27 protein-coding genes and 1 pseudogene are annotated in these 23,381 nt (G+C 59.3%); 6 read left to right on the plus strand and 22 right to left on the minus strand.

Annotated elements, in window-relative coordinates; genetic code table 11:
• Window positions 1–417 precede the first annotated feature (417 nt).
• Window positions 418–768, minus strand: coding sequence for an ArsR/SmtB family transcription factor (locus Ga0080574_RS03090; RefSeq protein ID WP_005613345.1), 351 nt, complete (start codon window positions 766–768; stop codon window positions 418–420).
• Between the two features lie 56 nt (window positions 769–824).
• Between Ga0080574_RS03090 and Ga0080574_RS03095 the strand changes: the two genes are divergently transcribed.
• From Ga0080574_RS03095 to Ga0080574_RS03115, 5 genes are all read left to right on the plus strand, one after another.
• On the plus strand, window positions 825–1,679 hold the full coding sequence (locus Ga0080574_RS03095; RefSeq protein WP_076695178.1) for a cation efflux transmembrane domain-containing protein: 855 nt from the start codon (window positions 825–827) through the stop codon (window positions 1,677–1,679).
• On the plus strand, window positions 1,676–2,185 hold the full coding sequence (lspA, locus tag Ga0080574_RS03100) for a signal peptidase II (protein ID WP_076695180.1): 510 nt from the start codon (window positions 1,676–1,678) through the stop codon (window positions 2,183–2,185). Before Ga0080574_RS03095 ends, lspA begins: the two co-directional genes overlap by 4 nt.
• 37 nt (window positions 2,186–2,222) lie before the next feature.
• Entirely contained in the window at window positions 2,223–2,744 is a 522-nt protein-coding gene (locus Ga0080574_RS03105) for a TRAP transporter small permease subunit (RefSeq protein WP_237219245.1), read from the plus strand.
• Window positions 2,734–4,014: a TRAP transporter large permease subunit gene (locus Ga0080574_RS03110; RefSeq protein WP_237219246.1), complete on the plus strand. Its 1,281-nt coding sequence runs from the start codon at window positions 2,734–2,736 to the stop codon at window positions 4,012–4,014. The genes Ga0080574_RS03105 and Ga0080574_RS03110 overlap by 11 nt, the downstream gene beginning before the upstream one ends.
• A 219-nt stretch (window positions 4,015–4,233) precedes the next feature.
• The gene (locus tag Ga0080574_RS03115; protein WP_005613350.1) at window positions 4,234–5,481 is read left to right on the plus strand and encodes a cytochrome P450; all 1,248 of its coding nucleotides are present in this window, start codon (window positions 4,234–4,236) and stop codon (window positions 5,479–5,481) included.
• Here the strand turns inward: Ga0080574_RS03115 and Ga0080574_RS03120 are convergent.
• The 19 genes from Ga0080574_RS03120 to Ga0080574_RS03210 all read right to left on the minus strand — a co-directional run bounded on the left by Ga0080574_RS03120 (window position 5,465) and on the right by Ga0080574_RS03210 (window position 19,338).
• Complete coding sequence (locus Ga0080574_RS03120; RefSeq protein ID WP_198039720.1) at window positions 5,465–6,124, minus strand: cation diffusion facilitator family transporter; 660 nt, start codon at window positions 6,122–6,124, stop codon at window positions 5,465–5,467. The genes Ga0080574_RS03115 and Ga0080574_RS03120 overlap by 17 nt on opposite strands.
• A gap of 107 nt (window positions 6,125–6,231) precedes the next feature.
• On the minus strand, window positions 6,232–6,846 hold the full coding sequence (locus tag Ga0080574_RS03125) for a class I SAM-dependent methyltransferase (RefSeq protein ID WP_083716750.1): 615 nt from the start codon (window positions 6,844–6,846) through the stop codon (window positions 6,232–6,234).
• 6 nt (window positions 6,847–6,852) lie between these two features.
• Window positions 6,853–7,587, minus strand: a complete 735-nt coding sequence (locus tag Ga0080574_RS03130) for a cytochrome c biogenesis CcdA family protein (RefSeq protein ID WP_009824512.1) — start codon at window positions 7,585–7,587, stop codon at window positions 6,853–6,855.
• A complete protein-coding gene (locus tag Ga0080574_RS03135) occupies window positions 7,581–8,081 on the minus strand; it encodes a hypothetical protein (protein WP_067264422.1) in 501 nt (166 codons plus the stop codon). Before Ga0080574_RS03135 ends, Ga0080574_RS03130 begins: the two co-directional genes overlap by 7 nt.
• Before the next feature lie 20 nt (window positions 8,082–8,101).
• Window positions 8,102–8,662, minus strand: a complete 561-nt coding sequence (locus Ga0080574_RS03140; protein WP_076695183.1) for a cytochrome-c oxidase — start codon at window positions 8,660–8,662, stop codon at window positions 8,102–8,104.
• 5 nt (window positions 8,663–8,667) lie between these two features.
• Window positions 8,668–9,102, minus strand: coding sequence for a copper chaperone PCu(A)C (locus Ga0080574_RS03145; RefSeq protein WP_076695185.1), 435 nt, complete (start codon window positions 9,100–9,102; stop codon window positions 8,668–8,670).
• 17 nt (window positions 9,103–9,119) lie between these two features.
• Window positions 9,120–9,761 carry an SCO family protein gene (locus tag Ga0080574_RS03150; protein ID WP_076695187.1) on the minus strand — a complete coding sequence of 214 codons (642 nt, stop codon included), beginning with the start codon at window positions 9,759–9,761 and terminating at the stop codon, window positions 9,120–9,122.
• The gene (locus tag Ga0080574_RS03155; protein ID WP_076695189.1) at window positions 9,751–10,506 is read right to left on the minus strand and encodes a DsbA family protein; all 756 of its coding nucleotides are present in this window, start codon (window positions 10,504–10,506) and stop codon (window positions 9,751–9,753) included. Before Ga0080574_RS03155 ends, Ga0080574_RS03150 begins: the two co-directional genes overlap by 11 nt.
• Before the next feature lie 51 nt (window positions 10,507–10,557).
• On the minus strand, window positions 10,558–10,839 hold the full coding sequence (locus Ga0080574_RS03160; protein ID WP_076695191.1) for a hypothetical protein: 282 nt from the start codon (window positions 10,837–10,839) through the stop codon (window positions 10,558–10,560).
• Between the two features lie 35 nt (window positions 10,840–10,874).
• Window positions 10,875–11,060, minus strand: a complete 186-nt coding sequence (locus Ga0080574_RS03165) for a hypothetical protein (protein ID WP_083716751.1) — start codon at window positions 11,058–11,060, stop codon at window positions 10,875–10,877.
• A gap of 90 nt (window positions 11,061–11,150) precedes the next feature.
• Window positions 11,151–11,675, minus strand: coding sequence for a TlpA family protein disulfide reductase (locus Ga0080574_RS03170; RefSeq protein WP_076695195.1), 525 nt, complete (start codon window positions 11,673–11,675; stop codon window positions 11,151–11,153).
• The gene (locus Ga0080574_RS03175) at window positions 11,672–12,244 is read right to left on the minus strand and encodes a DsbE family thiol:disulfide interchange protein (RefSeq protein ID WP_198039721.1); all 573 of its coding nucleotides are present in this window, start codon (window positions 12,242–12,244) and stop codon (window positions 11,672–11,674) included. Before Ga0080574_RS03175 ends, Ga0080574_RS03170 begins: the two co-directional genes overlap by 4 nt.
• Window positions 12,241–12,726, minus strand: coding sequence for a c-type cytochrome (locus Ga0080574_RS03180; protein WP_076695200.1), 486 nt, complete (start codon window positions 12,724–12,726; stop codon window positions 12,241–12,243). The genes Ga0080574_RS03175 and Ga0080574_RS03180 overlap by 4 nt, the downstream gene beginning before the upstream one ends.
• Window positions 12,723–12,851: a hypothetical protein gene (locus tag Ga0080574_RS26710; RefSeq protein WP_254903793.1), complete on the minus strand. Its 129-nt coding sequence runs from the start codon at window positions 12,849–12,851 to the stop codon at window positions 12,723–12,725. The genes Ga0080574_RS03180 and Ga0080574_RS26710 overlap by 4 nt, the downstream gene beginning before the upstream one ends.
• A gap of 4 nt (window positions 12,852–12,855) precedes the next feature.
• Window positions 12,856–13,353: a DUF411 domain-containing protein gene (locus Ga0080574_RS03185; RefSeq protein WP_093743767.1), complete on the minus strand. Its 498-nt coding sequence runs from the start codon at window positions 13,351–13,353 to the stop codon at window positions 12,856–12,858.
• Window positions 13,354–13,364: 11 nt separating this feature from the next.
• Complete coding sequence (locus Ga0080574_RS03190; protein WP_237219247.1) at window positions 13,365–14,297, minus strand: sialidase family protein; 933 nt, start codon at window positions 14,295–14,297, stop codon at window positions 13,365–13,367.
• A 20-nt stretch (window positions 14,298–14,317) separates the two neighbouring features.
• Window positions 14,318–15,769 (minus strand): multicopper oxidase family protein, encoded by a 1,452-nt coding sequence (locus tag Ga0080574_RS03195; protein ID WP_076695202.1) that lies wholly within the window; start codon window positions 15,767–15,769, stop codon window positions 14,318–14,320.
• A 499-nt stretch (window positions 15,770–16,268) separates the two neighbouring features.
• Window positions 16,269–16,697 carry a Cu(I)-responsive transcriptional regulator gene (gene cueR, locus Ga0080574_RS03205; RefSeq protein WP_074837422.1) on the minus strand — a complete coding sequence of 143 codons (429 nt, stop codon included), beginning with the start codon at window positions 16,695–16,697 and terminating at the stop codon, window positions 16,269–16,271.
• Window positions 16,698–16,785: 88 nt separating this feature from the next.
• The gene (locus Ga0080574_RS03210; protein WP_074837423.1) at window positions 16,786–19,338 is read right to left on the minus strand and encodes an NAD-dependent epimerase/dehydratase family protein; all 2,553 of its coding nucleotides are present in this window, start codon (window positions 19,336–19,338) and stop codon (window positions 16,786–16,788) included.
• Window positions 19,339–19,771: 433 nt separating this feature from the next.
• Between Ga0080574_RS03210 and Ga0080574_RS03225 the strand changes: the two genes are divergently transcribed.
• Entirely contained in the window at window positions 19,772–21,862 is a 2,091-nt protein-coding gene (locus Ga0080574_RS03225) for a protein-disulfide reductase DsbD family protein (RefSeq protein ID WP_081285562.1), read from the plus strand.
• A gap of 2 nt (window positions 21,863–21,864) precedes the next feature.
• Here the strand turns inward: Ga0080574_RS03225 and Ga0080574_RS03230 are convergent.
• Together Ga0080574_RS03230 and Ga0080574_RS03235 are read right to left on the minus strand one after the other, a co-directional pair.
• Window positions 21,865–22,585, minus strand: a pseudogene (locus Ga0080574_RS03230) (MauE/DoxX family redox-associated membrane protein).
• Window positions 22,586–22,653: 68 nt separating this feature from the next.
• On the minus strand, window positions 22,654–23,343 hold the full coding sequence (locus Ga0080574_RS03235) for a DUF305 domain-containing protein (RefSeq protein ID WP_237219248.1): 690 nt from the start codon (window positions 23,341–23,343) through the stop codon (window positions 22,654–22,656).
• Window positions 23,344–23,381 lie beyond the last annotated feature (38 nt).

The following is a 23,381-nucleotide window of genomic DNA, read 5'->3' on the forward strand; positions in this document are numbered from 1 at the left end:
GCATTGGACGGCAAACCGAACCTTACCCCGAACGCAGTGTTGTTCGCCCGGGAAAGAGTGAGGCGTTATTGGCAACTTGCTCCATGGTGCCGTTCTATGTCGGTGGCTTAACTCCTAAAGCTACTAGAGGTTCAAGAGAAATTTTGATGCCAGACGATCTCGGTAATACTTCGGGCCCGTTCGTTTCTTTATCAGTCTAAGCGCTGTCACGATCTGTGGGGTGAAACCAGGCTACTGCCACGATGCCGGGCCTCGTCTTGATCTTCGCTTCAATTGTGATCCTTAACTCGCTATGCCGAGCAGTTAAATTGAGCGCTTTCAATAATGGGTCTTTTCAACACGTTTGGCAGCAAGCCCCATATAAAATTTTGCCTCACGCGGAAGTGGTCGTGATGACGTGCATTGGGATATTATCGTTCACGCTTCGCGATAATTGTCACAAGCCCCAACACCTTCTGCGACCACATCAAGCAGGGCGTCTACATCATTTAAAAGAGCTGCTATGCGCGGACTGCTGATCCGGTAGCGAATGAAGCGCCCATCGCGGTCGCTGGCGACAAGTCCGCAATCCAGAAGGCATCGCAAATGATTTGACACGTTGGGCTGCGATAGCCCTGTGCGTTTGACGATCTCGTGAACAACCAACGGTCCTTCACACAGCACGCCCAGTATCGCCAGCCGGCTCGGGTCGGCAAGACCGCGAAAGAGCTTTGCCCTACGCTCGATGCCAGCGGCCGCAGCATTGCGGTCGGCGAAGACTTGCATCATATCACTCCTTGCTGATATGTTTGAACTTGATCCACTTTAGCAGGAGTATTGCACCGATGGCCAACACCGAAAGCACCGGATCGACAGCAGATACGTCGACCGTCCGTTACCGGGTTTCCGGAATGGATTGCGCCAAGGATGCCGCCCAGATCGAGCGGGCGGCGCAGTCTGCGGGTGTCGCGCCCGACGCAGTGAAAGTATCAGCGGCGACCCATATCATGACTCTGAAAGTCCCTGAAGCAAGCCTGCCGGAGATTGAAAAAGCCGTTGAGACAACGGGATATGGGTTCGACCGCAGCGAGAGCGACGAGGACCTTCAGCAAAGTGCGGCCCATCAGGACCCGGGCTACCGCCGCGCGCTCTGGATCGTCGTGATTCTAAATGTCGGTTACGGCGTTCTGGAAATGATTGGTGGGTTTATTGCCGGGTCACAGGCGGTGAAGGCCGACGCGCTGGATTTCATCGGCGATGGCGCGATCACCTTCCTCGGCCTGCTGGCCATCGGTTGGAGTCTTCTCTGGCGGGCGCGGTCGGCCCTGATCCAAGGCATCTTCCTTGCCCTGCTCGGTCTTGGCGTCTTTGGGACAACCATCATGCGGGCATTCGAGCCGACAACCCCAGACGCCACGCTGATGGGGCTTCTGGGCCTGATTGCTCTTGTGATCAATGTCATCTCCGTGCTGCCGTTGCTGCATTACCGGAAGGGGGACGCGAACATGCGTGCCGTCTGGCTGTTCTCGCGCAACGACGCCATTGGCAATGCGGCAGTCGTTGTCGCGGCCGGTCTGGTGGTTTGGCTGGGTAGCGCGTGGCCCGACCTCATTGTCGCCTTCGGCATCGCCGGGTTATTCCTGCATTCTTCCTGGTCGATCATCCGCGACGCGCGGTCCGATCTGAAGGCGGCGGCATGAACAACCGCGTTCTGGGTGGGCTCTGTGCGATTGCAGCTTTCGGTTTCGATCAGGGCACCAAGGCGCTTGCCCTGAACACCCCGGCGCTTGAACATGGGGTCGAGGTTCTGCCCTTTCTCAATCTCGTGCGGGTTTTGAACGATGGGGTCAGCTTCGGTATGCTCGGCGGGGTCGTACCCTGGTGGGGCCTGGTCGCACTTGCTGCCGTGGTCGTGGCATGGCTGCTGATCTGGCTATGGAAGGCTCCGGACGGGCTGACAGGTGCGGCGCTCGGTCTGATCATCGGAGGCGCGCTTGGCAATATCCTTGATCGTCTGCGCTATCAGGCCGTCCCTGACTTTCTCGACTTCCATTACGGGTCATACCACTGGCCGTCCTTCAACTTGGCTGACGTGGCGATCTTTTGTGGGGCAGCATTGCTGTTCTGGGACAGCTTTCGCACCTCGAAAGTCAGGCCGGAAAATCGGGAACAAGACAATCGCAAGGGAGATGTCACGGGGGGATAACAGCTAACAGGCAAAGAACTTTGGGAGGGAATTCGGCTTGAGATTTTTGGATTGGATTGACCGTGGCATTCGCGGCATCGGCGTCGTGACTGCGTGGCTGACAGTTGTTTCGATTGCTGCTTATGGCGCGCTTCAGATGCTGGATCGCAAGCTACAACTTGGCGTGTCGAGCTATTTGCCGGACCTGTCCACGTCACTGCTGTTCATCCTAATTTTCTTGACCTTTGGGTATACCTATCTGCGCGACGGTCACGTGCGCGTTGATGTTCTTCGCAGACATTGGTCCGCCCGCCGCATTGCTTGGATCGAACTGATTGGCGGCCTTTTTATCCTTCTGCCGCTCGCCGCCATCCTGACCTACTACGGATGGGACGGTTTGATGCGCACCACGAAATACGCGGAAACCCAGTTGTGGGCACAACGCATTGCCGGGGTCATCGGCCCCATCCTGCTGGCTCTTGCCGGGATGATCGTAGCCCTTCGCAACATCGCCTTTCTGACAGGGAGACGTGCGCAAGGTGCACCGGAACAAGCAAGCGGCCTGCACAATGGTGAATGAGGTCCTCACGGTTGCCATGCTTGTCGTGATGGCGATTGGGGTTTTCAGTGGCTTTCCGGTGGCGCTGGTGCTCGCGGGGACAGGCTTCTTGGGGTTTGTCGCTGCGGTTTGGGTGGGGATCACTGATTTTCAGCATCTGGGGCTGATCTACCTGCGGGCCCGTGGTGTACTGACCAATGAATCAGTCCAATTCACCAGCGTTCCAATGTTGATTTTTCTTGGCCTGATCCTGAATGCCAGCGGGATTGCCGAAACCATGTTTCGCTTGCTGGGGCGTCTTCTGACAGGCGTTCCCGGTCGCTACGCCATTGCGACTTTGCTGATCGGCCTCGTTCTTGCGCCCGCCGCCGGGGTGATCGGTGCTTCCGTCATAACTGTGGCGTTGGTGGCCTATGCCCCGATGATGGCGTCGGGCTACGCACCGCGAACCGCAGGAGGCGCTGTCGCAGCTTCTGGAGCATTGGGTGTCGTGTTCCCGCCAGCCGTGATGCTGTTCTTCATCTCGAACGTGTTCTATCTGCGCATCGGATTGATGTATGTGGCCCTCATCGTACCTGTGCTTCTGATGGTCATGGCCTTCGCGGTCTACTTTGCGGTCACGTTGAGAAAAACGGTCGAAATCCCGCTGGACACACCCAAGACCAATCTTGTGTCAGACCTCTTGTTTGTACTCGCGTCTGTCGCGGTCATCGCATCCATTTCGCTCAGCATCATTCTGGGCTTTGCGACACTAACAGAGGCGGCTGGAGTAGGGGTTTTTGGCGCGCTATTGGTCGCGCTGGCGCGAAAGCGCTTGTCTTTCTCATCGTTGAACTCTGTCACAGTGCAGACAAGCACGATGACGTCGATGGTCTTCTTCATCGTATTGGGCGCATCGGTATTCTCGCTCAGTTTCCACCTGGTCGGTGGACCGGACGTCATCTTCGAGTGGATATCCGCATTCGATCTCACCCGGTGGGAACTGTTGGCGATCCTCCTTGGCGTGATCATCATACTTGGGTTTGTTTTTGACTGGATCGAGGTGCTGCTGGTCTTTGTACCCGTACTGATGCCGATTATTTCAGATCTCGACTTCGCAGATCACGTCGGCTCTGCCTACTTTGCGCAGATCTGGATCGCTGGCCTGATTGCGTTGGCCTTGCAAACGTCCTTCCTGACGCCTCCCTTCGGCTATGCCCTGTTTTTTGCTAAGATGGCGGCACCGAAGGTATCAACCTATCCGATATCTATCGCGGAGCGGTACCTCTTGTTGCCATTGAGATCGTATTGATCGTGGCGCTGATCTCGTTTCCTCAGCTTATCACTTGGCTCCCCGAAATGGCCCTTGGGGATGCGGATGCGCCGCAGCTGATCCAGCGGTGACAGATGTTATGGGCGCGGACGCCGTGCTTTCCTTCGGAGCGGCACTGCTGTTTCGGCACCGTGCCCGCCCCGCGAACGGCGAGGCAAAAAAGGCCAGAAAAAGAGAATAGAAACAGGAGGATAGCCGATGTCTAGCATGCCATCTGCAACAGGCTTTGACAGCACACTCGCCCTGCTGCGCAACCCGTATGGGTTCATTCGGCAAACTTGCCGCCATCTCGACGCAGACCTCTTCGAAACGCGCATTCTTCTTCACAAGACAATCTGCATGACTGGCGCTGCCGCGGCAGAAGCCTTCTATCGGGAAGAGCAGCTGATCCGCGAAGGCTCGATGCCAAGCCGCATACAAAAGACCCTATTGGGTGAAGGCGGCGTTCAGGGATTGGACGACGCTACCCACCAGCACCGCAAGAAGATGTTCATGTCGATGATGGGGACCGAGCATATAGCCGCGCTTCAGGGCATGTCACTTCACATGCTGGACAACTTTGCGCCGGACTGGGAGGCGAGGAACGAAGTCGTTTTTTACGACGAAGTGCGCGAAATGCTCACGAGAGCCGTTTGCGCCTGGTGTGGGGTTCCGATTCCCGAGGCGGAGGTGGCGACCCGAACGGCGCAGCTTACATCGCTTTTTCAGGACGCCGGTGCCATCGGCCCGAAACATTGGGCCGCGCGACTGGCGCGCCACCGCCTGGAAAAATGGGCAGCACGGATGATCCAACAGGTCCGCGATGGCGAGCTTCAGCCGACGCAGGAAAGCGCCCTTCATTTCATCGCGACATGGCGCGATCTCGACGGGGAGTTGTTGAACCCCAGGGTGGCCGCCGTAGAGTTGCTGAACGTCTTGCGTCCGACCGTGGCGGTGTCTGTATTCATCGTGCAGACGGCGCACGCCCTGTACAGGTACCCAGAATGGCAGGAGAAACTGCGGAACGACGAAGGACTGCTCGAACCCTTCGTTCAGGAGGTCCGCCGCCTCTATCCATTCTTTCCTGCGGTCGCGGCACGAGTCAAAAGTACTTTCGAGTGGCAAGGGTATCGCTTTCCCAAAGGACACCGGGTTCTGCTGGACCTCTATGGTACGAACACCGATCGGCGTTCATGGGATGCGCCACTTGAGTTTCGGCCCGAACGGTTTCGGGGCCGCGCCGAAAACCCCTACGACTTCATTCCACAGGGCGGCGGCAACCACTACACGAACCACCGCTGCCCGGGTGAATGGATCGCGATCAGTCAGATGAAGGCGTTTTGCAGGTATCTTGTGAACGACATCGACTACGATGTGCCGGATCAGGATTTGGAGCTTGACCCAGGAGAGCTGCCATCACTGCCCCAGAACCGGTTCATCATGCGCAACGTCAGGCGTCGGCAGTAGCTTCGGCCTCACCCGGCCCGACCGACCGCGCATCCTTCGTGGCCTCGAACGCCTCCCACGCAACGTAGGGCACGATCAGAAGCGCCGCGACCGGATCGGCCCACCACCAGCCCATCCATTGCGTCAGACCGATTCCGGCCAACACCACAATGGTCTGGTATTCGCAGATCATGGTATCCTTGGCATCGTATTTCAGGGCGGGTGAATCGAGCCGCTTGCCGTAGCGATACTTGCCCCAGGCCAATAGCGGATTGACCACTAAAGAGACAAACAGGATCGCGATCCCCCACCAATTGAAGCCCGGTGCCTCCTGCGAGATGAAGGCGGACACCGCCTCGTAGAGGATCGCGGCGACGACGATCCAGAAAGCACAGGCGACCACATAGAGCGCGACCTTCTTGCGATGCAGGACCGTGCGCTTGTCGCCACCGTCCTTCTCGGCCTTCAAGCGCCAGATCAGCGTCCCGGCTGAGGTGGCTTCGACCGTGCTGTCGAGGCCCCAACTCACTAGTGCGGCGCTGCCGGTCAGAAGTCCAACGGTGACGGATACGACGACCTCGATGAGGTTGTAGACAAGGCTGGCGATCTCGACGCGGATGCCGCGTGTCAGATTGGTTTGTCTATCATTTTTCTGCTTGCTCATGATGCGGTAACCCCTGATATATTCTATAAGTTCCCGCCGAGAGTTGGTTACCTTGTCATCAGTATCTCGCCATTTGGAAGCCGACATTGTTCTCCTTCTAAGCTGCCTCAATAAAGGCGAGCTTGCCCCTCATACATGAAAACAAAGGGTTTCGGACCTTTCGCGTAGCCGGTGTCGAGCCGCTCCATGCGGAAGCCGTTCTGCTCGACCAGAGTGTCTGTCTGGCGGTCAAGGTGACAGTTTCCGGCACAATGCTTCCAGGCAGGCGTGAGCCAGCGCTGCCAACGCTGGACACCGGGTTCGGGCGCTGTTCCATGCTCGACGAAGCGGAAGGCGCCATCCGGCTTGAGAACGCGCCGGATCTCGGCCAGCACCTTCTCCGGTTCCGACACGCTGCAGAGCGTCCAGGTGGCAACCACGCAGTCAACGCTGCGATTTTCCAGCGGCAATGCTTCGGCCACGCCCTCGATCATCTCCGTTGTCGGCGTCAAGCCCTGAGAAGCCTGCGCGGCCCGATGAAGGAGTTCCGGCGACGGGTCCACACCGACGATCTGATCCACGGCGTCGGGGTAGAGCGCGAGGTTCAGGCCCGAGCCGATCCCGATCTCCAGCACGCGGCCCTTCGCACCTGAGACCTCGCGCCTTCGGTAGGGAAGAAGCTGTTCCTGACCCATGGTGAGATGCGTGAGGCCAGGAAGTATATGTTTTTCGTAGAACCGCACGAGCTGTTACCCTATTCGTCCAAGAACCGGAAATGCATCGAGCATCCAGTATGACAGCGCGCTCAACTGTCCAGTCATCATCGCCAGTCCCATAAGGATCATCACGACGCCTGCAATCTGGTGGAGGCGGCGGCCAACCCGGCCGATGGCCCGCAACCGTCCCGCAATCTGATCGGTGAATCCGGCCACGATCAGAAACGGTATCCCGAGGCCTGCGGAATAGACGGCAAGCAGCATGACGCCTTCGCCCATCGTGGCGCTCGCCGCACTGGCTGTCAGGATTGCGCCGAGGATCGGGCCGATACACGGCGTCCAACCGAAACCGAAAGCAAGACCGAGGACATAGGACGCAGCGGGTTGGCCCCCGGGGATGTTGAGATTGAACCGGAAATCGCGTTCCATCACTGAAACACGCGCGGCCCCGATCATGAAAAGCCCGAAGACAATGATGATGCCGCCCCCAACGAGGTTGAGTTCATACCGCCACCGAAGAAGGGCCTGACCCAATGCTGTCGCGGATGCGCCAAGCCCCATGAAAATGGTGGAGAAGCCGAGGACAAAACACAGGCTCAGCCAGACCGCGCGCGACGGCGAGGCCGCAGCCGCCCCGCCTTCAGCGGCTGTGCGCCCGGCCACGTAAGAGACATATCCTGGCACAAGAGGCAGCACGCAGGGAGACAGAAACGATATCGTACCGGCCAAGAGCGCGGCGGTGAGCCCCAGAAGCGAGATATCTACCATGAACCACGTTCACCCCTGAATAGCTTGCGCAAGGGCACTCTTGTGGCAGCCCAATATGCCAGGGTCGGGACGATGATCCATTGCAGCAGGGGCGTGAGACCGGCGTCGATGACGGGGACCACCGGCATGATGTCGCGATAGGCCCAGGCCGCACGGATTACGATGTTCAGCCACTCGCTGAAGATCGTGTAAGAGACGCCCATGGCCACGGCCAAAAGCAGGACACGCCCTGCGCGTTCCGACGGCCATGCGTGCCCTCCAACAAGAAACAAGGCAAGCAAGAGCGTGCTCATGGCGATCAACAGGTCTCCGCCGGTGCAGTGCACGACCGCGAACACAATCTCTCCCCAGGTGCCTTCGACCCAGATCGTGTAGAGCGGGATATGTGCCATTTCCCAGATCAGGTGTCCGACGGCGGTATAGACGATGTATCGGCGGATGACGGACAGCCATCCGGTATCGCTTGTCTCAATGGTTTCTGTGTTTGCTGTCATGCTGGGGGTCCGTTCTTCGATCAATGCGCGTTGGTCAGGCCGTTGACGTACAGGATCATGTTGATGTGCCGGAAAGCGGAACCCGCAAAGACCCCGGAATGGCGGTTGCCGCGCGCGATAACATGCACAAGCGGAGCTTCGGGACGGTCTGGCGCAATCGCGCGATACTGATCGATCAGATTCTCTATTGGCACTTGTGCGCGAGCAATGACCACGTTCTCGGCAATCGGTCCGGGAACCGGATCACTGGCGTCGGTCACCACAAGGAAGGTCACCATGTCCAGCATGGGAGATGCATTCACTCCGCCCCTCACCTTTTCAAGAAGTGCCTGCTGGTCAGCACAGGGCGACCCGCAGTTGGACGGGACGGAACTAAGAACGACGACCTGATCGGAGAGGCTTTCCAAGTCCAACGGTTCTCGGTCAGGGCCGAGCAGATCCAACGCAGGAAGTTCGTTGATGTCAACGGCAGTGAAAGCAGGTTCTTTTTGTGCCATCACCTCGTCAAGACGGTCGCCAGGATGATCTGCGTAGGCCGGGAGGCCCGCGACGAGGGCTATCAGCAGGAGTATGTTTTTCATGGCTGTTACTCCTTCGGTCCCATTGCGCCCGGTCCGAGAACCGGGACGCTGATTTCCATTCGGGCACCCGATGCGAATGTCAGGATCAACGGCAAATCGGTGCCTTCTTCGAGTTTTTCCGACAGACCCATCAGCATCAGATGCATGCTGCCGGGCGCGAGGGTCACTGGTTCTCCGGAGGGCAGATCCAAGGCGTCGATCTTGACCATTCGGCTAACATCATCGCCGCCGGTCTCGACGGCGTGAATGGTGACGTTTCCAGCGATGAGTGTGGTGATCGCAACCAGCTGATCACTCTGATTGCTCGTGAGCGTGAGATAGGCCGCAGCCGGACGCGAGGCGAGGATGCTCGCGCGGGCCCAACCGTCCGATATCGTTACATCGGCCGATGCGAAAAATGGCCAGAGAGTTAACGCGGTTGCAAGTGTCGTAATTTTCATTTGGCAAGTTCCATTGTTTATAGCTTTTTGCGGATTTCCTGCGCCAGCGCCTCGGGCGGTTGGCCGCCTTCCTGATAGACCGCCTCAAATTCGCCACCGGGCCGCATGAGGTATATGTGCCCGGCATGCGCCATGAAATAACCGTCCGGCGCGCTGTCATCCTCGGTCCGCTTGTACCATGCGCGGAAATTTCTGGTGGCCTCGGCAACCTGCGCTTCAGTTCCGGTCAAGCCAATCAGTCTTGGATGAAAGACTGACACATATTCGGCCATAACTGGCACGGTGTCTCGCGCAGGATCGACAGTGATAAAGATCGGCGCCACCTGATCCGCATCATCACCAAGCAAGTCCAGAACGCTCGACATGTAGGCGAGTGTGGTGGGGCAAATGTCGGGGCAGTTGGTGAAACCAAAAAAAACAAGTTGCCAGCGATCAGAATAATCAGCTTGGGTCACCTCCTGTCCGGTATGATCCGTGAGTGAAAGTTCGGATCGAATATCCGCCTCGCCCGAATAGCGGACAGTCTTCGATCCATTGCCGAGATACATTTCCAAGGCAGAGAATATTGCGACCCCGGCAATGGCCACAAATACCGCGCCCCACAATATGGATCTCAGGAGCCGCGCTTCCGGAGGGGTTTCACCGGGTTCAATCGACATCTCCGGCCTCCGCAATCAAAGCCTGAAGATCGGCCTTTTCCAACAATCCGGGAACGAGCGTTTCCCCGATCAGAAATGTCGGCGTGCCGGATATTCCAAGCTGCCGTGCGAGATCGTGAGACTTTGCGATATGGGCATCGACTTCAGGCGCGTCCATATCTGCCTGCAACTGGTCGTAGTCCAGCCCTGCCTGCTCAGCGGCCCTTCTTATAAAGACGGCATTGGCGCGCGGCTGCGCCATCAGGGCATCGTGGAAGGCCTCGAATCCGTTCTGTTTTATCGCCGCCAGCGACGCCCGAGCCGCCAGTTCGGAGTCGGGTCCGAGAATCGGCCACTCCCTCACGATGATGCGCAAGTCCGGGTTCTCCTCTATCAATTCGAAAAGGACCGGAGCCGCGCGTCGGCAATAGGGGCAGTTGTAGTCGAAGAATTCGACAACCACGATGTCGCCCTCAGGATTGCCCATCACGCCGGTGTTTGCGTCCGCAAGCAGGAGTTCACCCACGCGCTGAATCGCAGCCCGTTGTTCGGCCTGGGCTTGTGCCTGAGCCTCTTCCTGGAAGGCCAGGAGCGTATCCACCAGAACTTCCGGGTTCTCGCGGATGGTTTGCAGGATCAAGGCTTTGATGGCCTCTTGCTCAACCTGATCGAGCGGCGTCGATTGCTGGGCCAACGAAATCGTGGGCGTGGAAATCAGCGCCCAGAGGAAGACCGCAAACACGCGAAGGGCAGTTTTGAGTATCATCTATTTTTCCCTGTCAAATCGCCGGGGGCCTTGGCCCCCGGCGATGATTGATCAGCCCTTGTCGGTCGAAGGGGTGGTTTCATCCTCGGAGTTGTTCATGGCCTCCATCATCTCGGTGCAGGCCTCCATCATCGGGCCCATTTTCTGCATCATCTTCATCATGGGCATCATGCCGTCCATGCCGGACATATCGCCGTCCATCATATTGCCGGCCATTCCGTTCTCACCGTCCATCATCTGGCCGGACGAACCGGTGTTGTCCTGGGCGAATACACTGGTGGCCAAAAGCGCGGATACGGCAGTCGCCATGCTCAGTTTCTTGATAAGTGTCATTAGTTTCTCCTTAAGGTTTCTTGAGGTTTTCGGGTTCAGTCCCTCGGCAGGCCCGGCTCTGCGGCCGTGCTCTTGTTGTCACATGATTTCGATTTGCACATCACGCAGGCACCCAGCCCGCACATCACGGCGCAGGGTGCCAGCGCCAGGATCAGCGGAGCGGCCCCGATCGCCGTCACCCAACCCCAGTTCAGGTAAAGCCCGGCACCGATGATCGTCATTGACGCGAGAATCAGGCTGCGCTGTCCAAATTGTGGCCGCCATGGGCGTGCCACCGGATTCTCAGTGTGAGATGAAGTTTCAGACATTGGTTATTCACTCCTTTCGTTGATGAGATTCTGAATCTGGGCCATGACCTCGGGACTGTCCCATTCGGCCGGCCCGACAAGCCTGCCGCGCTCGAAACCGTCGCGGTCGATCAGGATCGTGGTGGGAAGGCCCACTACGGCAAACGCTGCCATCACCCGAATGTCTTCGGCGAGGTATGTATCGAGATGACGAAGACCGATTTCGTCGTAGAAGCGGCGGACGATCTTCATTCCGGCGCGGTCGATCGACAGCGGCAGGACATGGAAGTCGCCGCCGCCCATTTTCTCCTGCAAGGCGTCGAGCGTCGGCATCTCTTCACGGCAGGGAACGCACCAGGTCGCCCAGATGTTCAGTAGGACCACCCTGCCCCGGAAATCCGCCAGCGTGAGATCGCGGCCTTTTCCATCGACGAAAGGTGGCGACAGCATCTCCCGCGGCTTTTCGTGAAGCGGCATTAATGGTCTGGCTTGAACCGGCCCCGCGACGCCGAGCGCCGCCATACCAGCCAATAACTCGCGTCGTTTCATGATCCGGCTCCTTCCTGAAGGCGCCGCACCACGGGAAGGATGTCTTCCTCCAGGGAACGACGGTCAAAGGGGCCGATATGCTTGTAGGCAATTCGGCCCTCGGCATCGATCACGAAGGTCTCGGGCAGGCCGTAAACGCCCCAATCGATGGAGACGCGCCCGTTCCGGTCGGCGCCGATGCGGGTGTAAGGGTCACCAAGCTCATCGAGAAAGCCCAATGCCTTTTCGGGACGGTCCTTGAAGTTAATGCCGAAGATCGGGACTTCACCCTGCGCCGCCAGTTCGTTCAGCAACGGCATTTCGACCCGGCACGGTACACACCAGGACGCCCAGACGTTGACCAGGGACACCTGCCCCTTCAGATCGGCCGTCGACAGGCCGTTCGGCAGGCCTTCTATCGGCGGCAGGTCGAACTCGGGCACCGCCTTGCCAATAAGCGGTGACGCTAAAGTATCGTCACCATTGAACAGCCCCCAGTAAAAGCCCGCGCCGATGAGGGCGAAGATCGCGACTGGCATCATAGTTAGTAGCCGACCCTTCCGGCGGCGGGGTTCCTCGGTCACGCTCATAAATCACCTTTGTCGTTGGCAGATACTTCCGCCTGGAATTCGCGCTGTCGATCCGGCCAGGTGCTTTTGATGTAAGAGAGAACATCGGCAATCTCGTCGTCGGTCAGAATGCCATCGTACGCCGGCATGTCGCTTTCGTAGCCGGGCACGACGGCGCCGACGCCGCCTTTGGTCACAATAAAGAGGTTCCGGTCCGAATGGTGCCAGGTATGGCCGGTTTCGTCATGTGGCGGCGCGGGCATGCGCCCATTGTCCAGACGCCGCCGCCAATCGGGCTGTCCTTCCAGATCGGCACCGTGACAGGATGCGCAATTCTCGGCATAGAGTGTCTCGCCTGCTGCGATGTCGGCTACAGTCACGGGGTCGCCAAGGAAGGTCAATCCGTCCACCGAAGCTTCGTCGCTTTCCGACTGCGCGAGGACGGCAACACCGATCGCGGTCAATGTGGCAACAGCGGCACCGATTGTTGCGGCCCGCCTCATGTCGCACTCCTGAGGTATTTCACGAGTGCGACGATGCTGAGCAGCAGAACCGCGGCGACGAGCAGGAGCAAAAGCCCTCCACCGAACATCATCACCCCCATCATCGGGCCGGTCATCATATCCATGCAGTTACTCATCGGAGTAAACGGTGATCCCGCCCTCGCCGAACGCATAGGTCTTGAGCGTACCGGTCTTTACGCGTGCCATTCCTGGCGCGTTCGAAGGCATGCCCGGCAAAGTAATGCCGGTGATGTCGGGCTTCTCCGTGACCAGCCTTTCCAGGATCTCCGAGGGTACCAATCCACTGACATAATAGCCTTCGATCTCGGCCAGATGACAGCCGAGCCCCTGCTCGGGAACGCCGACTTCGATTGAGCGCTTATCAAAATCCCGATCGTCGATGCGTGTCACCTGATAGCCGTTCTCTTCCAGATAATCGGCGTAGCTGTCGCAGCAACCGCAGCCCGGATCGCGCCAGATCGTGATCTGCTTCGTTCCGTCTGACACGTCGGTACTTGCGGGACCGGTCGCGTCTTCGGTGCTTTGTGCTGAAGTCAGCGTCGTGAAAGTGAAGGTTCCGCCGACGCCAAGTGCAGCAAGCGAAGCCAGGACATATCTTCTGTTCATGGGGTTCTCCATCATGCGACCGCGAGCGCGGCCCAGGTAGCGCCGCCATCGCGGCTGAGGTTCAGGGTGCCGTTGAGGAGGGCGGCTATGTGATTTTCGTCCCTAGGGTGAACCGCGACGGCCCTCCCCTGCCCTTTTGCCTTGTGCGTCCAGATCACGCCGCCGTCCTGCGACGCCCACACCCCCGACGGCAGTGCCGCGTAAAGTGTAGACGGTGCCGCAGGGGCACTGGCCAGTGACAGGACCGGCTCGTCCGCCGGCAGGGGTGCCTCGGCAGGTGGCGTGTCGCCCGTCACCAGCGCGTCCATCGCATTGCCGGGCTGAACGTCTTGCCAGCGGCAGAAACAGTCCGGAACACGGGTCAGGCCTTTCTCGGTTCCCGCATAGATCCAGATGCCGCCCATTCCGGTTTCGAGATCGACCGATGCCAGCGTCAGCGGGTCACGCTCGGCTGCGTCGAGCCAGGGCCTGTCCATCGCCAGGGCCCAGGTTGCGCCTGCGTCCTCGCTCTTCCAAAGGCCGTCGCCGCGGATTGCGGCATAGATCATGTCGGGGTTTCCGGCGGCCACGGCCAGCGCGGTGACCTCGCCGGAGGCAAGCCCCTCGCTTCGGGCAGCCCATGTCGTTCCGCCATCGTCGGACACGGTCACCCCTCCCCGCGCCAAACCGGCAAGGAGACGTCCGGGACGCGCAGGATGCGTGGCGATCGAGGAGACCGGGGAAGGTGTTGGCCTGTCATGCCAACTGCGACCGTCATCGGGGCTCGCCCTCAGTGTTGCGCCTGCGATCAGCAGCGTGTCGCCATCGAAGGCGAGCGTTCGAATATCGGCCGCCCCGTCGGCCGCGCGCACCGCGCCGGGCAACACGAGCACTGCAGCTGCACCCATACCCAGTGCCAGGAAGTGGCGTCTGTCCGGCTCAAAATTCAAGGTGCTGTTTGTCATTTCTTGTCCTCCTCCGGGTCTCATGCGACGCGGATCACGCCCATCATTCCCGCGGCTTGGTGTTCGAGAATGTGGCAGTGGAACATCCAGTCGCCGGGATTGTCGGCGACGAAGGCGATCTCGACCCGTTCGCGGGGCGCCATCAGCACCGTGTCCTGCCATTCACGATGCTGCGTCGGCGTACCATTTCGGCTGATCACCCGGAACGAATGGCCATGCAGATGGATCGGGTGGTCGAAGGCGGTCGCGTTGGTCATCTCGAGGATGTGACTGGCACTGCGTTCCAACGTCAGGAACGGATCGAGCACATGGCCCTCGGCGGCCTTTCCGTTGACAAACCAGATGCCGCGCCCGTCATGCATCATGCCCATCATACCGCCGCCCATCATGCCGCCACGCGGCTCGAGGCCCATTTCGCGTTCCACCATCATGCCCATCATGCCGCCGGTGAACGTCACCTCATGACGCTGCGCGGATCTCAGGTTAGGTTCCGGAATGGGGTTGGTGGGCAATGCGATCGGCCAGTCGGGTGTGGCCTCGCGCAGGGCGGTTTCAGCGTAGGTGAAATCGAGGACTCGAAAATCGTTCCCGCGGTACGCACGGTCTACAAGCTGGGCTTGTGCGCCTGGCTTGCCGGTGCAATCCAGGATCACATCGACGCGCATTGCGGGTCCAAGAACGACAACACCGTCCCGCGGCTCATGCGGTGTGACGGGTTGCCCGTCGAGCGCGATGATGCGCGGTGTATGGTCCCCGAAATCGAGTGCGAAGATCCGGGCATTCGCCGCGTTGATCAGGCGGAGGCGGATCCGTTCCCCCGATGCCACCTCGAGTGTTTCCGGCACGTGACCGTTGATCGTCACAGTGTTCCCGAGGCGGCCAGCGTGGCTTAAGTCATGGGCATTGCCGAAATCATCCGAAATCGATGCGTCCTCGGCCAGACGCCAGTCGTCCAGGACCCAAGTAACATCGCGGTCGACCCGAGGTGGATTGGCCTCCTCGACGATAAGGGGACCGTAGAGACCGCGCCCGACCTGCTCGAAGCTGCGCTGATGTGGGTGATACCAGAAGGTGCCGGCATCGACTGCATCGAATTCGTAGACGAACTTGTCGCCCGGGGCGATCGGTCCCTGTGTCAAGTGCGGCACCCCGTCCATTGCGTTGGGAAGCCGGATGCCATGCCAATGCACAGTGGTTTCCTCCGCAAGGTCATTCATAACCTCGACCTGAAGGCGATCACCTTGTCGAATGCGGATCTCCGGGCCCGGGACCTTACCGTTGTAGCACCAGGCCGCAGTGTCCGGATGTGGCTCGGGAACAAGCCGTGTGCTTCCCGGTGCGGCCCGGAGTGAGAATTTCCGGGTGGCGGCTTCTGCCATCCTCGGAAAAGGCAGGGTGGCGGACATCACACCCGCGAGCGACGACGCGACAAAGGCGCGGCGCGTGACGGTAGTTTTGTAGTTGAAAGACATCGGACTGGGGCTCTCTGATAATTCGGTCCTCCGCCGGAGCCAAAGCGGCAACTGCGGTTGGGGAATACCCGCAGCGCGAAGCAGCATGGCTCCGGCGTCACGGCATGACACTGCGGCTGCGAAGCCGCGGCGCGTGTCAGTTCAGAGAAGGAATCTTGGAGGCTGTTTGGCAGGTGGGCTGATCAGACCGCGAAAATCCCGCGCGATCGGCAGTCCATGGGCGCTCGAAACTGCAATTAGACCAAATTCCGCCGAGGCTCCCACCAGCGCGACGGCGGTCGCCGAGTTGCACACGAAATCGCAAGCGATGCCTGAGGGTCCCGCCGAACCATCGCACGCCTCACAGTCGGCACCTGGCATTTCAGCTCCGGCTGCGATCATTTCAGATGCCATTCTGGCCGAACCGGCCGCATGCACAACCGAGCTTGCCGCGAAGGCGGCAAGCTCGGCTATCATGATGAGGCGGGCGACAAAGTGCATGCGGCTAATTTACCAGTGTTCAGAGGGTTGTTCCAGCGGGATGTTTTCGCGTCCCCGCGAGGTCGGAAGGCGTCAGATCATCCATTATCGGGCAGTCGGGACGATCATCGCCATGACACCGAACAACGAGATCACGAAGCGTCGCGCTAAGCGCCTGCAACTCCTCGATTTTTTGATCCACCCGCGCGAGGTGACTTTGGGCGATCGCCTTGACGTCGGCGCTGGACCGCTCGCGGTCCTCGTACAATGACAACAGCGTGCGACATTCCTCGATGCCGAAACCCAACGACCGCGCCCGGCCGAGAAACGCCAGCTTGTGCAGATCCTGAACAGCAAAATCGCGGTACCCGTTTTCACGCCGCGACGGTTGCACGAGTCCGATATCCTCGTAATACCGGATTGTTTTTGCGGGCAAACCGCTCTGTTCCGAAACATTTCCAATGTTCATAGCTGGCAACCCTCTCCTTGAAACACCAGATAGTCCTTCCACCTACTGGAAGGTCAAGGACGCTTGGCAATCTTTTTGTGACGCCCCTTCAAAAAATGAACCTGTCCCAACTCCCATAGTGTTCCTCGCTGCGCTTCCCACGCGACAGGCTGAGCGCGATGAGAGCGATCCCGGCGAGGATACCGACAAGGCTGCCTGCCACCGTGCCTCCGCCTAGGAACCAAGGCGCGACAATGAGCCAGAGGCCGAAGAGGATGTTAAGGAACCGCAACGGGCGCGCGACCTCGGCCCAGGCGATGACCGCAGTGGTCAGGACCAGTGCGCCCAGCAGGTGATCGCTGTTCGCCATGGCCGCTTCATTGCCAAAGATCGCGCGCGACAACATCAGGAAGACCCCGATCGCAGCACTCAGCCCGAGTGTCCATGGTACGGTGACGCCGCGTGCGCTTTGTCGAAAGATCTGCATCGGTCGCGCGTCGAAGCTCATTTCGCCCCCCGTTGTGCCACCGGGCAGAGCATCGCCCCTGAAGAACGCGCGCCAGAACGGTCTGCCCCGGCGCGTATTCCAGACCATGAACTGCACCATCGCGACGATTTCATCGAGCGAGAACGGGATCATGATCAGCATGGCCAGCGCCGCCATCAGGCAGATCGTGCAATAGGTGCCGATGGCAATCGGCTGAATGATGATGAAATAGATGCTGATCACGCCAAGCGGCCCGACAACGATGCCGAAAAGTGCGACCATCCAGGGCATCGTGCGCCAGCGCAGGCGGCTGCCCATCACGCCCATCATGATCTCAAACATATAACTCATTGCGCCAAGGCCGCCGTCGGCAATGGGCCAGGCTTTCGAGACATCGGAGGTGATGATGTATTCGGTGCCATTCAGCGCGACCGGCGATGAAAAGAACGGCTCCCACACGCCGTCTACATGGCCGAGCTGGTAGGCCGACAGGATGCGCGACAGGATGAAGCCCACGACACCGAGCGCGATGATCGGCAGGCGCTGGACATAGGTGGAGGGGCAGTAGGTCCAGCCGGGCGGGATATCGGTATCGTCCATCATCCCCTCGCGCGACATGCCCGGCATCATCGGGATCAGGATTGTCAGCGCGACCACCAGCGCGCCGATCAGCGTGTCGTTGGCATAGACGGCCGCGTCCGGCGTCCAGAACACCAGCGGCGCGGCCAGCAGCCAGACGCCGAGCGCGGCATTCACCCATTGCGCCCAGCCGTTACCATGGCGCAGCGACAGGGCGGCAAAGACCATGATGGCAAGTCCGGTGAAGACATTGTTCCACGCGGTCAGCCAACTGCGTGTAGCGGCGGACCACAGCCCGCGATCCTCCGTCACGCGCTGGACCGCCGCGCTGAATTCGGTCTGATCGAAGGTGCCGAAAACCGATGGCGCGGTGGCCAACCACAGGCCGAGCGCCATGACCAGCCAATGCACCCAGAGCATAGAAAAATGCATCTGCCGCATGTGTTGATCATGCTCGCGCCGATCCGCGTTCGCCTCGGCCTCCGTCGGTGCATGCTCTGCAGCCTCTTCCGCCACGGCGTTTTCGACCTTGGCCGCCGAGACCCGTGCGGCGTTCAGCCCGTTCGCTTCGTACCATTCGTAGGGATCGTCCTTCAGGCGCTGAAGGATGCCCGGCATGTCGTCGCGCAGACTGTGTTCAGGCGTCCAGTCCAAGTGCTTTTTCGCCGCCGAAAGGTCTAGCTCGTAGTGATCGCTGGAAATATCGACCATCCATGCCCTGATGAAGGCATCCTCCCCAAATACCTTGTTTTCCGTCCAGGCGCCGAGCTTGGCCAGTTGGGACGGCACGTTCCAGGTGATCCAGTCCTCGCCATGCAGCTCGCGCCCGATCAGGCGCTGCAACTCGCCGAAGGGTATCGGGTCGGCCTCGCCCAGTAGCACCGGAAAAACGTCCGGCAGCTTGACGCGCCGATCAACGATACGTTCCACCGCGTCTAGAAAATCGTCGAGATGCAGGAACGCCTGCCCGCGCGACAGATCGCCAGGATAAACCTTGCCGCTGAATCGTCGTTCGTGAATGCGGGCGATCTGGTGGGTCAGAAAAGTCGACTGCCCGTTGTCATCGTAGATACCGGCGGGGCGCATCAGCACGAGTTTCTCGTCGCCCCTTACCTCGCGCAGTACCTTCTCCGTGCGCACCTTCGATGCGCGGTAAGGAAACCTAGGATCGAGAGGATGATCCTCGTCTATCGGCTCCCCCGGCTCGGTCGGCGCATGGGCAAGCATGGTGGAAGCGAAGACGAACTGTTCAAGCTCAAACCCCTGAAGACCCTTCAGCAGCCGTTTCGAGCCTTCGACTGTAACGGCATCATACGCCGGATCATCCTCGCCGCTGAGATCGAAATAGCCCGCAAGGTGAATGCAGGCGGAAATCCTGTCGCCGTAAGCCAGCCGCACACGATCAAGCGCGGTATCGACACTTGCCTGATCGGTGATGTCGAAACAGACGCACTCGGCCTGATGCGGCGGATGGGGCGGCGAATACCGGTCAAGTCCGACGACGCGGTAGGACCCGTGCAGCCGTCGCACCACCGCGGCCCCGAGATACCCGCTCGACCCGGTAACTATAACGACCGGCTTGCTTTCATCTGCCATGGCGACGCTCCGGCCTTCCGCTACGTACGCAGGTATTTCACCAGCGCAATAACTGCGAGAATCAGCACCACGATGACAAGGAGCCAGACAAGTCCCATTCCAATCATCATACCGCCGCCCATCATTCCACCATCCATCATGATCTTCTTCCTTCTCTCAATTGCTAAGCGTTCAACTAAGTCATCCGCATTTGGTTTCAATTTCCAGCGCTGGAAGGTTGGAGGCCGCGGTTGCGATTGAAATGTTCAATGAAGAAAAAAGCTTCTATTGGCCTTCCTGCTACGAACGCGGACTTCGTCGCGTTATTCTCGCAGCGGGATGGCTTCACAAACGACATTGTATCCGTTTGTAAAGTTGACCAACCGGGAGATGCAGCCATAGAGGTGCTTCGGATTTCGATCTCGGGACAAGGGTGGAAGCGAGCCAAAAGATGATGCGAACCACGTTGCGCCTATTCTTCCTTCTCATGGCTTGCCTTTGGGCCTCCATGGGCTTTGCTGCATCGAGCGATACCTACGAGAATTCAACAATCACGGCCCGGCTCATCTCCGTTGAAAATGGGGTCGCGGAAACCTCCAGAACCCTTTCCCTTGGCCTGGATGTCGAGCTGGCCGAGGGCTGGAAAGCCTATTGGCGTTCGCCCGGCGAGGTGGGTCTGCCGCCTGAAATTTCATGGGATGGATCGGAAAATCTGGTGAGCGCACAGATGCTCTGGCCCGCGCCTGAGCGCTTCACGGCATTCGGCATCGAGAATTTTGGCTACAAGACCCGTGTCGTCCTGCCCATTCAGGCAGTTCTCGAAACTGCGGGCCAGTCCGCAACATTGCAGGCGCGTGTTTCATTGCTGGCGTGCTCGACTGTCTGTGTGCCGCATGATTTCGATCTCGCACTGACAATTCCGGCGGGCACCGGGATTGACGCGAAGGCGGCGGGCCTGATTTCGGAGTATGCCCAGCGGGTGCCGCTTGGTCCCGAAGAGAGCGACATCATTGTCGAAACGGCGGTGATCGCGGATGATGCGCTTTATGTGACGGCGCGCAGTGCGAATGCCTTTGTGAAGCCGGATATCTTTCCGGAACTGGGGCCGGAATTCACCTTTGGCAAACCGGACATCCGAACCGATGATGCGGGAACAGCCCTTTGGGCCAAGCTGCCTCTTCTCGCGCAAGGGGAGGATCCGCCGCCCCTGCAACTGACTTTGACCGATGGATCACGCGCGGTGACAGCGCAGCCCGCTTGGTCAGACCGCATCCCGGGTGCACCATTCGAGGTTATGGCGAACCTGCCGGATCTGACGCAAATCCTGGCGATTGCGGCCTTTGCCTTTCTTGGCGGTCTGATCCTGAATGTCATGCCCTGTGTTCTGCCTGTCCTGTCCATCAAGCTGACATCGGTTCTCAATCATGGAAACAAGCCAGCGCACGAGGTCCGGAATGGGTTCCTGATGTCGGCGCTTGGCGTTCTGGTGTTCATGTGGGCCCTCGCCGCAATCATTCTGGTTCTGCAATCCGTCGGCGTCACCGTTGGGTGGGGCCTGCAATTCCAAAGCCCTGTTTTCCTGACCGTCATGTTTCTGGTGCTTGCCGTGTTCTCTGCCAATCTGTTCGGGGTGTTCGAAGTTTCATTGCCCTCCGGGTTGCAGTCACGGCTGGCCAGATCAAGCGGTCGCGACGGGTATGGCGGAGATTTTGCAACAGGCGCCTTCGCGGCGGTGCTGGCCACGCCCTGCTCGGCCCCGTTTTTGGGGACAGCGGTTGCCTTTGCCCTGTCCGGGCGCCCGATTGATGTCATTCTCGTTTTCACGGCTCTGGGGCTTGGGCTCTCCCTGCCCTATCTGGTTCTGGCGGGGAAGCCTGGTCTGGTCCGGTTGTTGCCCAGGCCGGGACGTTGGATGGTTGTCGTCAAATGGGTGCTTGCCGGTCTTCTGGCCGGGACCGCGATCTGGCTGCTCTGGGTACTGATAGGGGTGGCGGGTGGCCGGGTGGCCATGACCGTGCTGCTTATGACGAGCCTTTTCATTCTTCTCGCAACAATACGTTTGCCGGGCAGATTGACGCGCCCGACAGCGCTGGTGGTGGTTGCTGTTCTCAGCCTTCTGGTGCCGACGGCGCTGACAATCCCGCCGCAGACGAGAGCGGTGGGCCAGGACTGGGTCGCGTTCGATCGCTCCGAGATACCGAAACTGGTGTCGCAGGGAAAAACCGTCTTTGTCGACGTGACCGCAGACTGGTGCCTGACGTGCAAGGCCAACAAGACGCTGGTGCTGGACCGTGCGCCCGTGGTCGACCAACTGCGGGGTGATAATGTCGTTGCGATGCGGGCAGACTGGACTAGGCCCAGCACTGACATTTCCCGGTATCTGGAAAGCCACAACAGGTTTGGCATCCCGTTCAACATCGTCTACGGGCCAAACGCGCCAGACGGGATCATCCTGTCCGAGGTTCTGACGTCCGAAGCCGTTCTCGACGCGCTGAGCAGGGCCGCACTTGGCGACCCTGTGACCGCTTTGAAAACGGATGGTTAGGCCTAAAAGAGGCCCATCGCACGCGCCGACATCCAGACGCCCATGAATATCATCATCAGGTTTTCGGTCAGGGACACGAAACCCAGCGGCACGTTTGAACCGCCGCCCACGCAGGCGCACTTGATCTCGCGCTTATCGATGTAGACGGCCTTGAAAACTGAAGCCGCTCCGACCGTACCGATGAACAGTGCAACAGGCGCGCTGATCCAGACCAAGGCACCGGCGACCATGAGAATACCGGCAAGTGCTTCGCCGAAGGGATAGACATAGCCATAGCGCACCCATTTCTGGGCAAGCAGATCGTAGTTCAGAAACATCGTGGAAAACGTCTCGACGTCCTGCAGTTTTTGAACAGCAAGAAAGCTCATCGAGATCGCGATGAACCACTCGAATGCCCGCAGCGTCAGGATCGAACCGTAAAACGCCCAACTGAGACCAAGCGCCATAAGGAATGCGACCGCGAATATCGCAATGACGGGTTGATAAGTCGTCTCGTCGTCATCCTTTACGTCCTGGCCGAAAAATTCCCTCAGCGCGTCATAGCCACCAATTCTTTCATTGCCGATAAAGGTCTGCGGAGTCGTTTCGACACCGTGTTCTTCCATGAAAGCATCCGTTTCCTCGCGGGTGTTCAGAGGCCGGTCCTCAATCGAATACCCCTCCCGCTCAAGCAGGTCCTTCGATTTTCAGCCCATAGGGACAAACATGCTCCTCCATCACCATTCGGTACAAAACCGCCGTCTTCGGGGTGGATTTTGCCTCTCTCGTCATGACGCGTTCCTTTAAATCCTTTAACCGTTGCAGGTCCAATACCCGGTAAATCCGACAGTCAGAGGCGTCTCTCCCGTCAATTCAAACAGCAGGGTGGCGTCTTCACCGTCCGCGTCACCCGGCGCCAGCGTGAATTGGCCACCATCGGCAGACAGGACGCCACCGGACGTCACTGTGTCTTGCGACGTGAAGTTGACCAGCGATCCGGATATCTTGGCGACGCCGTTCCCCGCCCCGTCCGTGACCAGAATGGGATCGGCGTTCACGGCGCGAATGAAACGGCATTGTCCGTCGGACCCCAGTGCGCGTGTTATTTCTTCGGCTTTGAGCGGTGCAGGACGGATTCCGGCAATCACCGGGGTTGCAATCGCTTCTTGAAGCCCCTCCATTTCAGCCGGACCGTCCGCTTCACCAAGTGGCCATTCAGGACCGGCTTCGCCATTTGCCTCAATGTCATCTATGAGGAAACGCATTTCGGAAATTTCGCGATTTTGCGCCGTCACGATTTCCGAAGCCAGAGCCTTGACCCGTGGATCTGTCAGCTCGGCCCGTTCGCTTGTCATGATCGCGATGGAGTGGTGCGGGATCATCGCGCTCATCCAGCTTTCGTCCTGAATGGTCTCCTGGCTTCTCACGAGCCAGAGCGCGCCGGCAAACATCACGACAGACCCGAGAAAGATCGCGGCGTTGACGCCCTTGTTCTTGTACATGTTCAACATGAAAAGGGTAAACGGTGTCGCCACCCCAC

It is taken from the genome of Salipiger abyssi (genome assembly GCF_001975705.1).
Lineage (GTDB): Bacteria > Pseudomonadota > Alphaproteobacteria > Rhodobacterales > Rhodobacteraceae > Salipiger > Salipiger abyssi.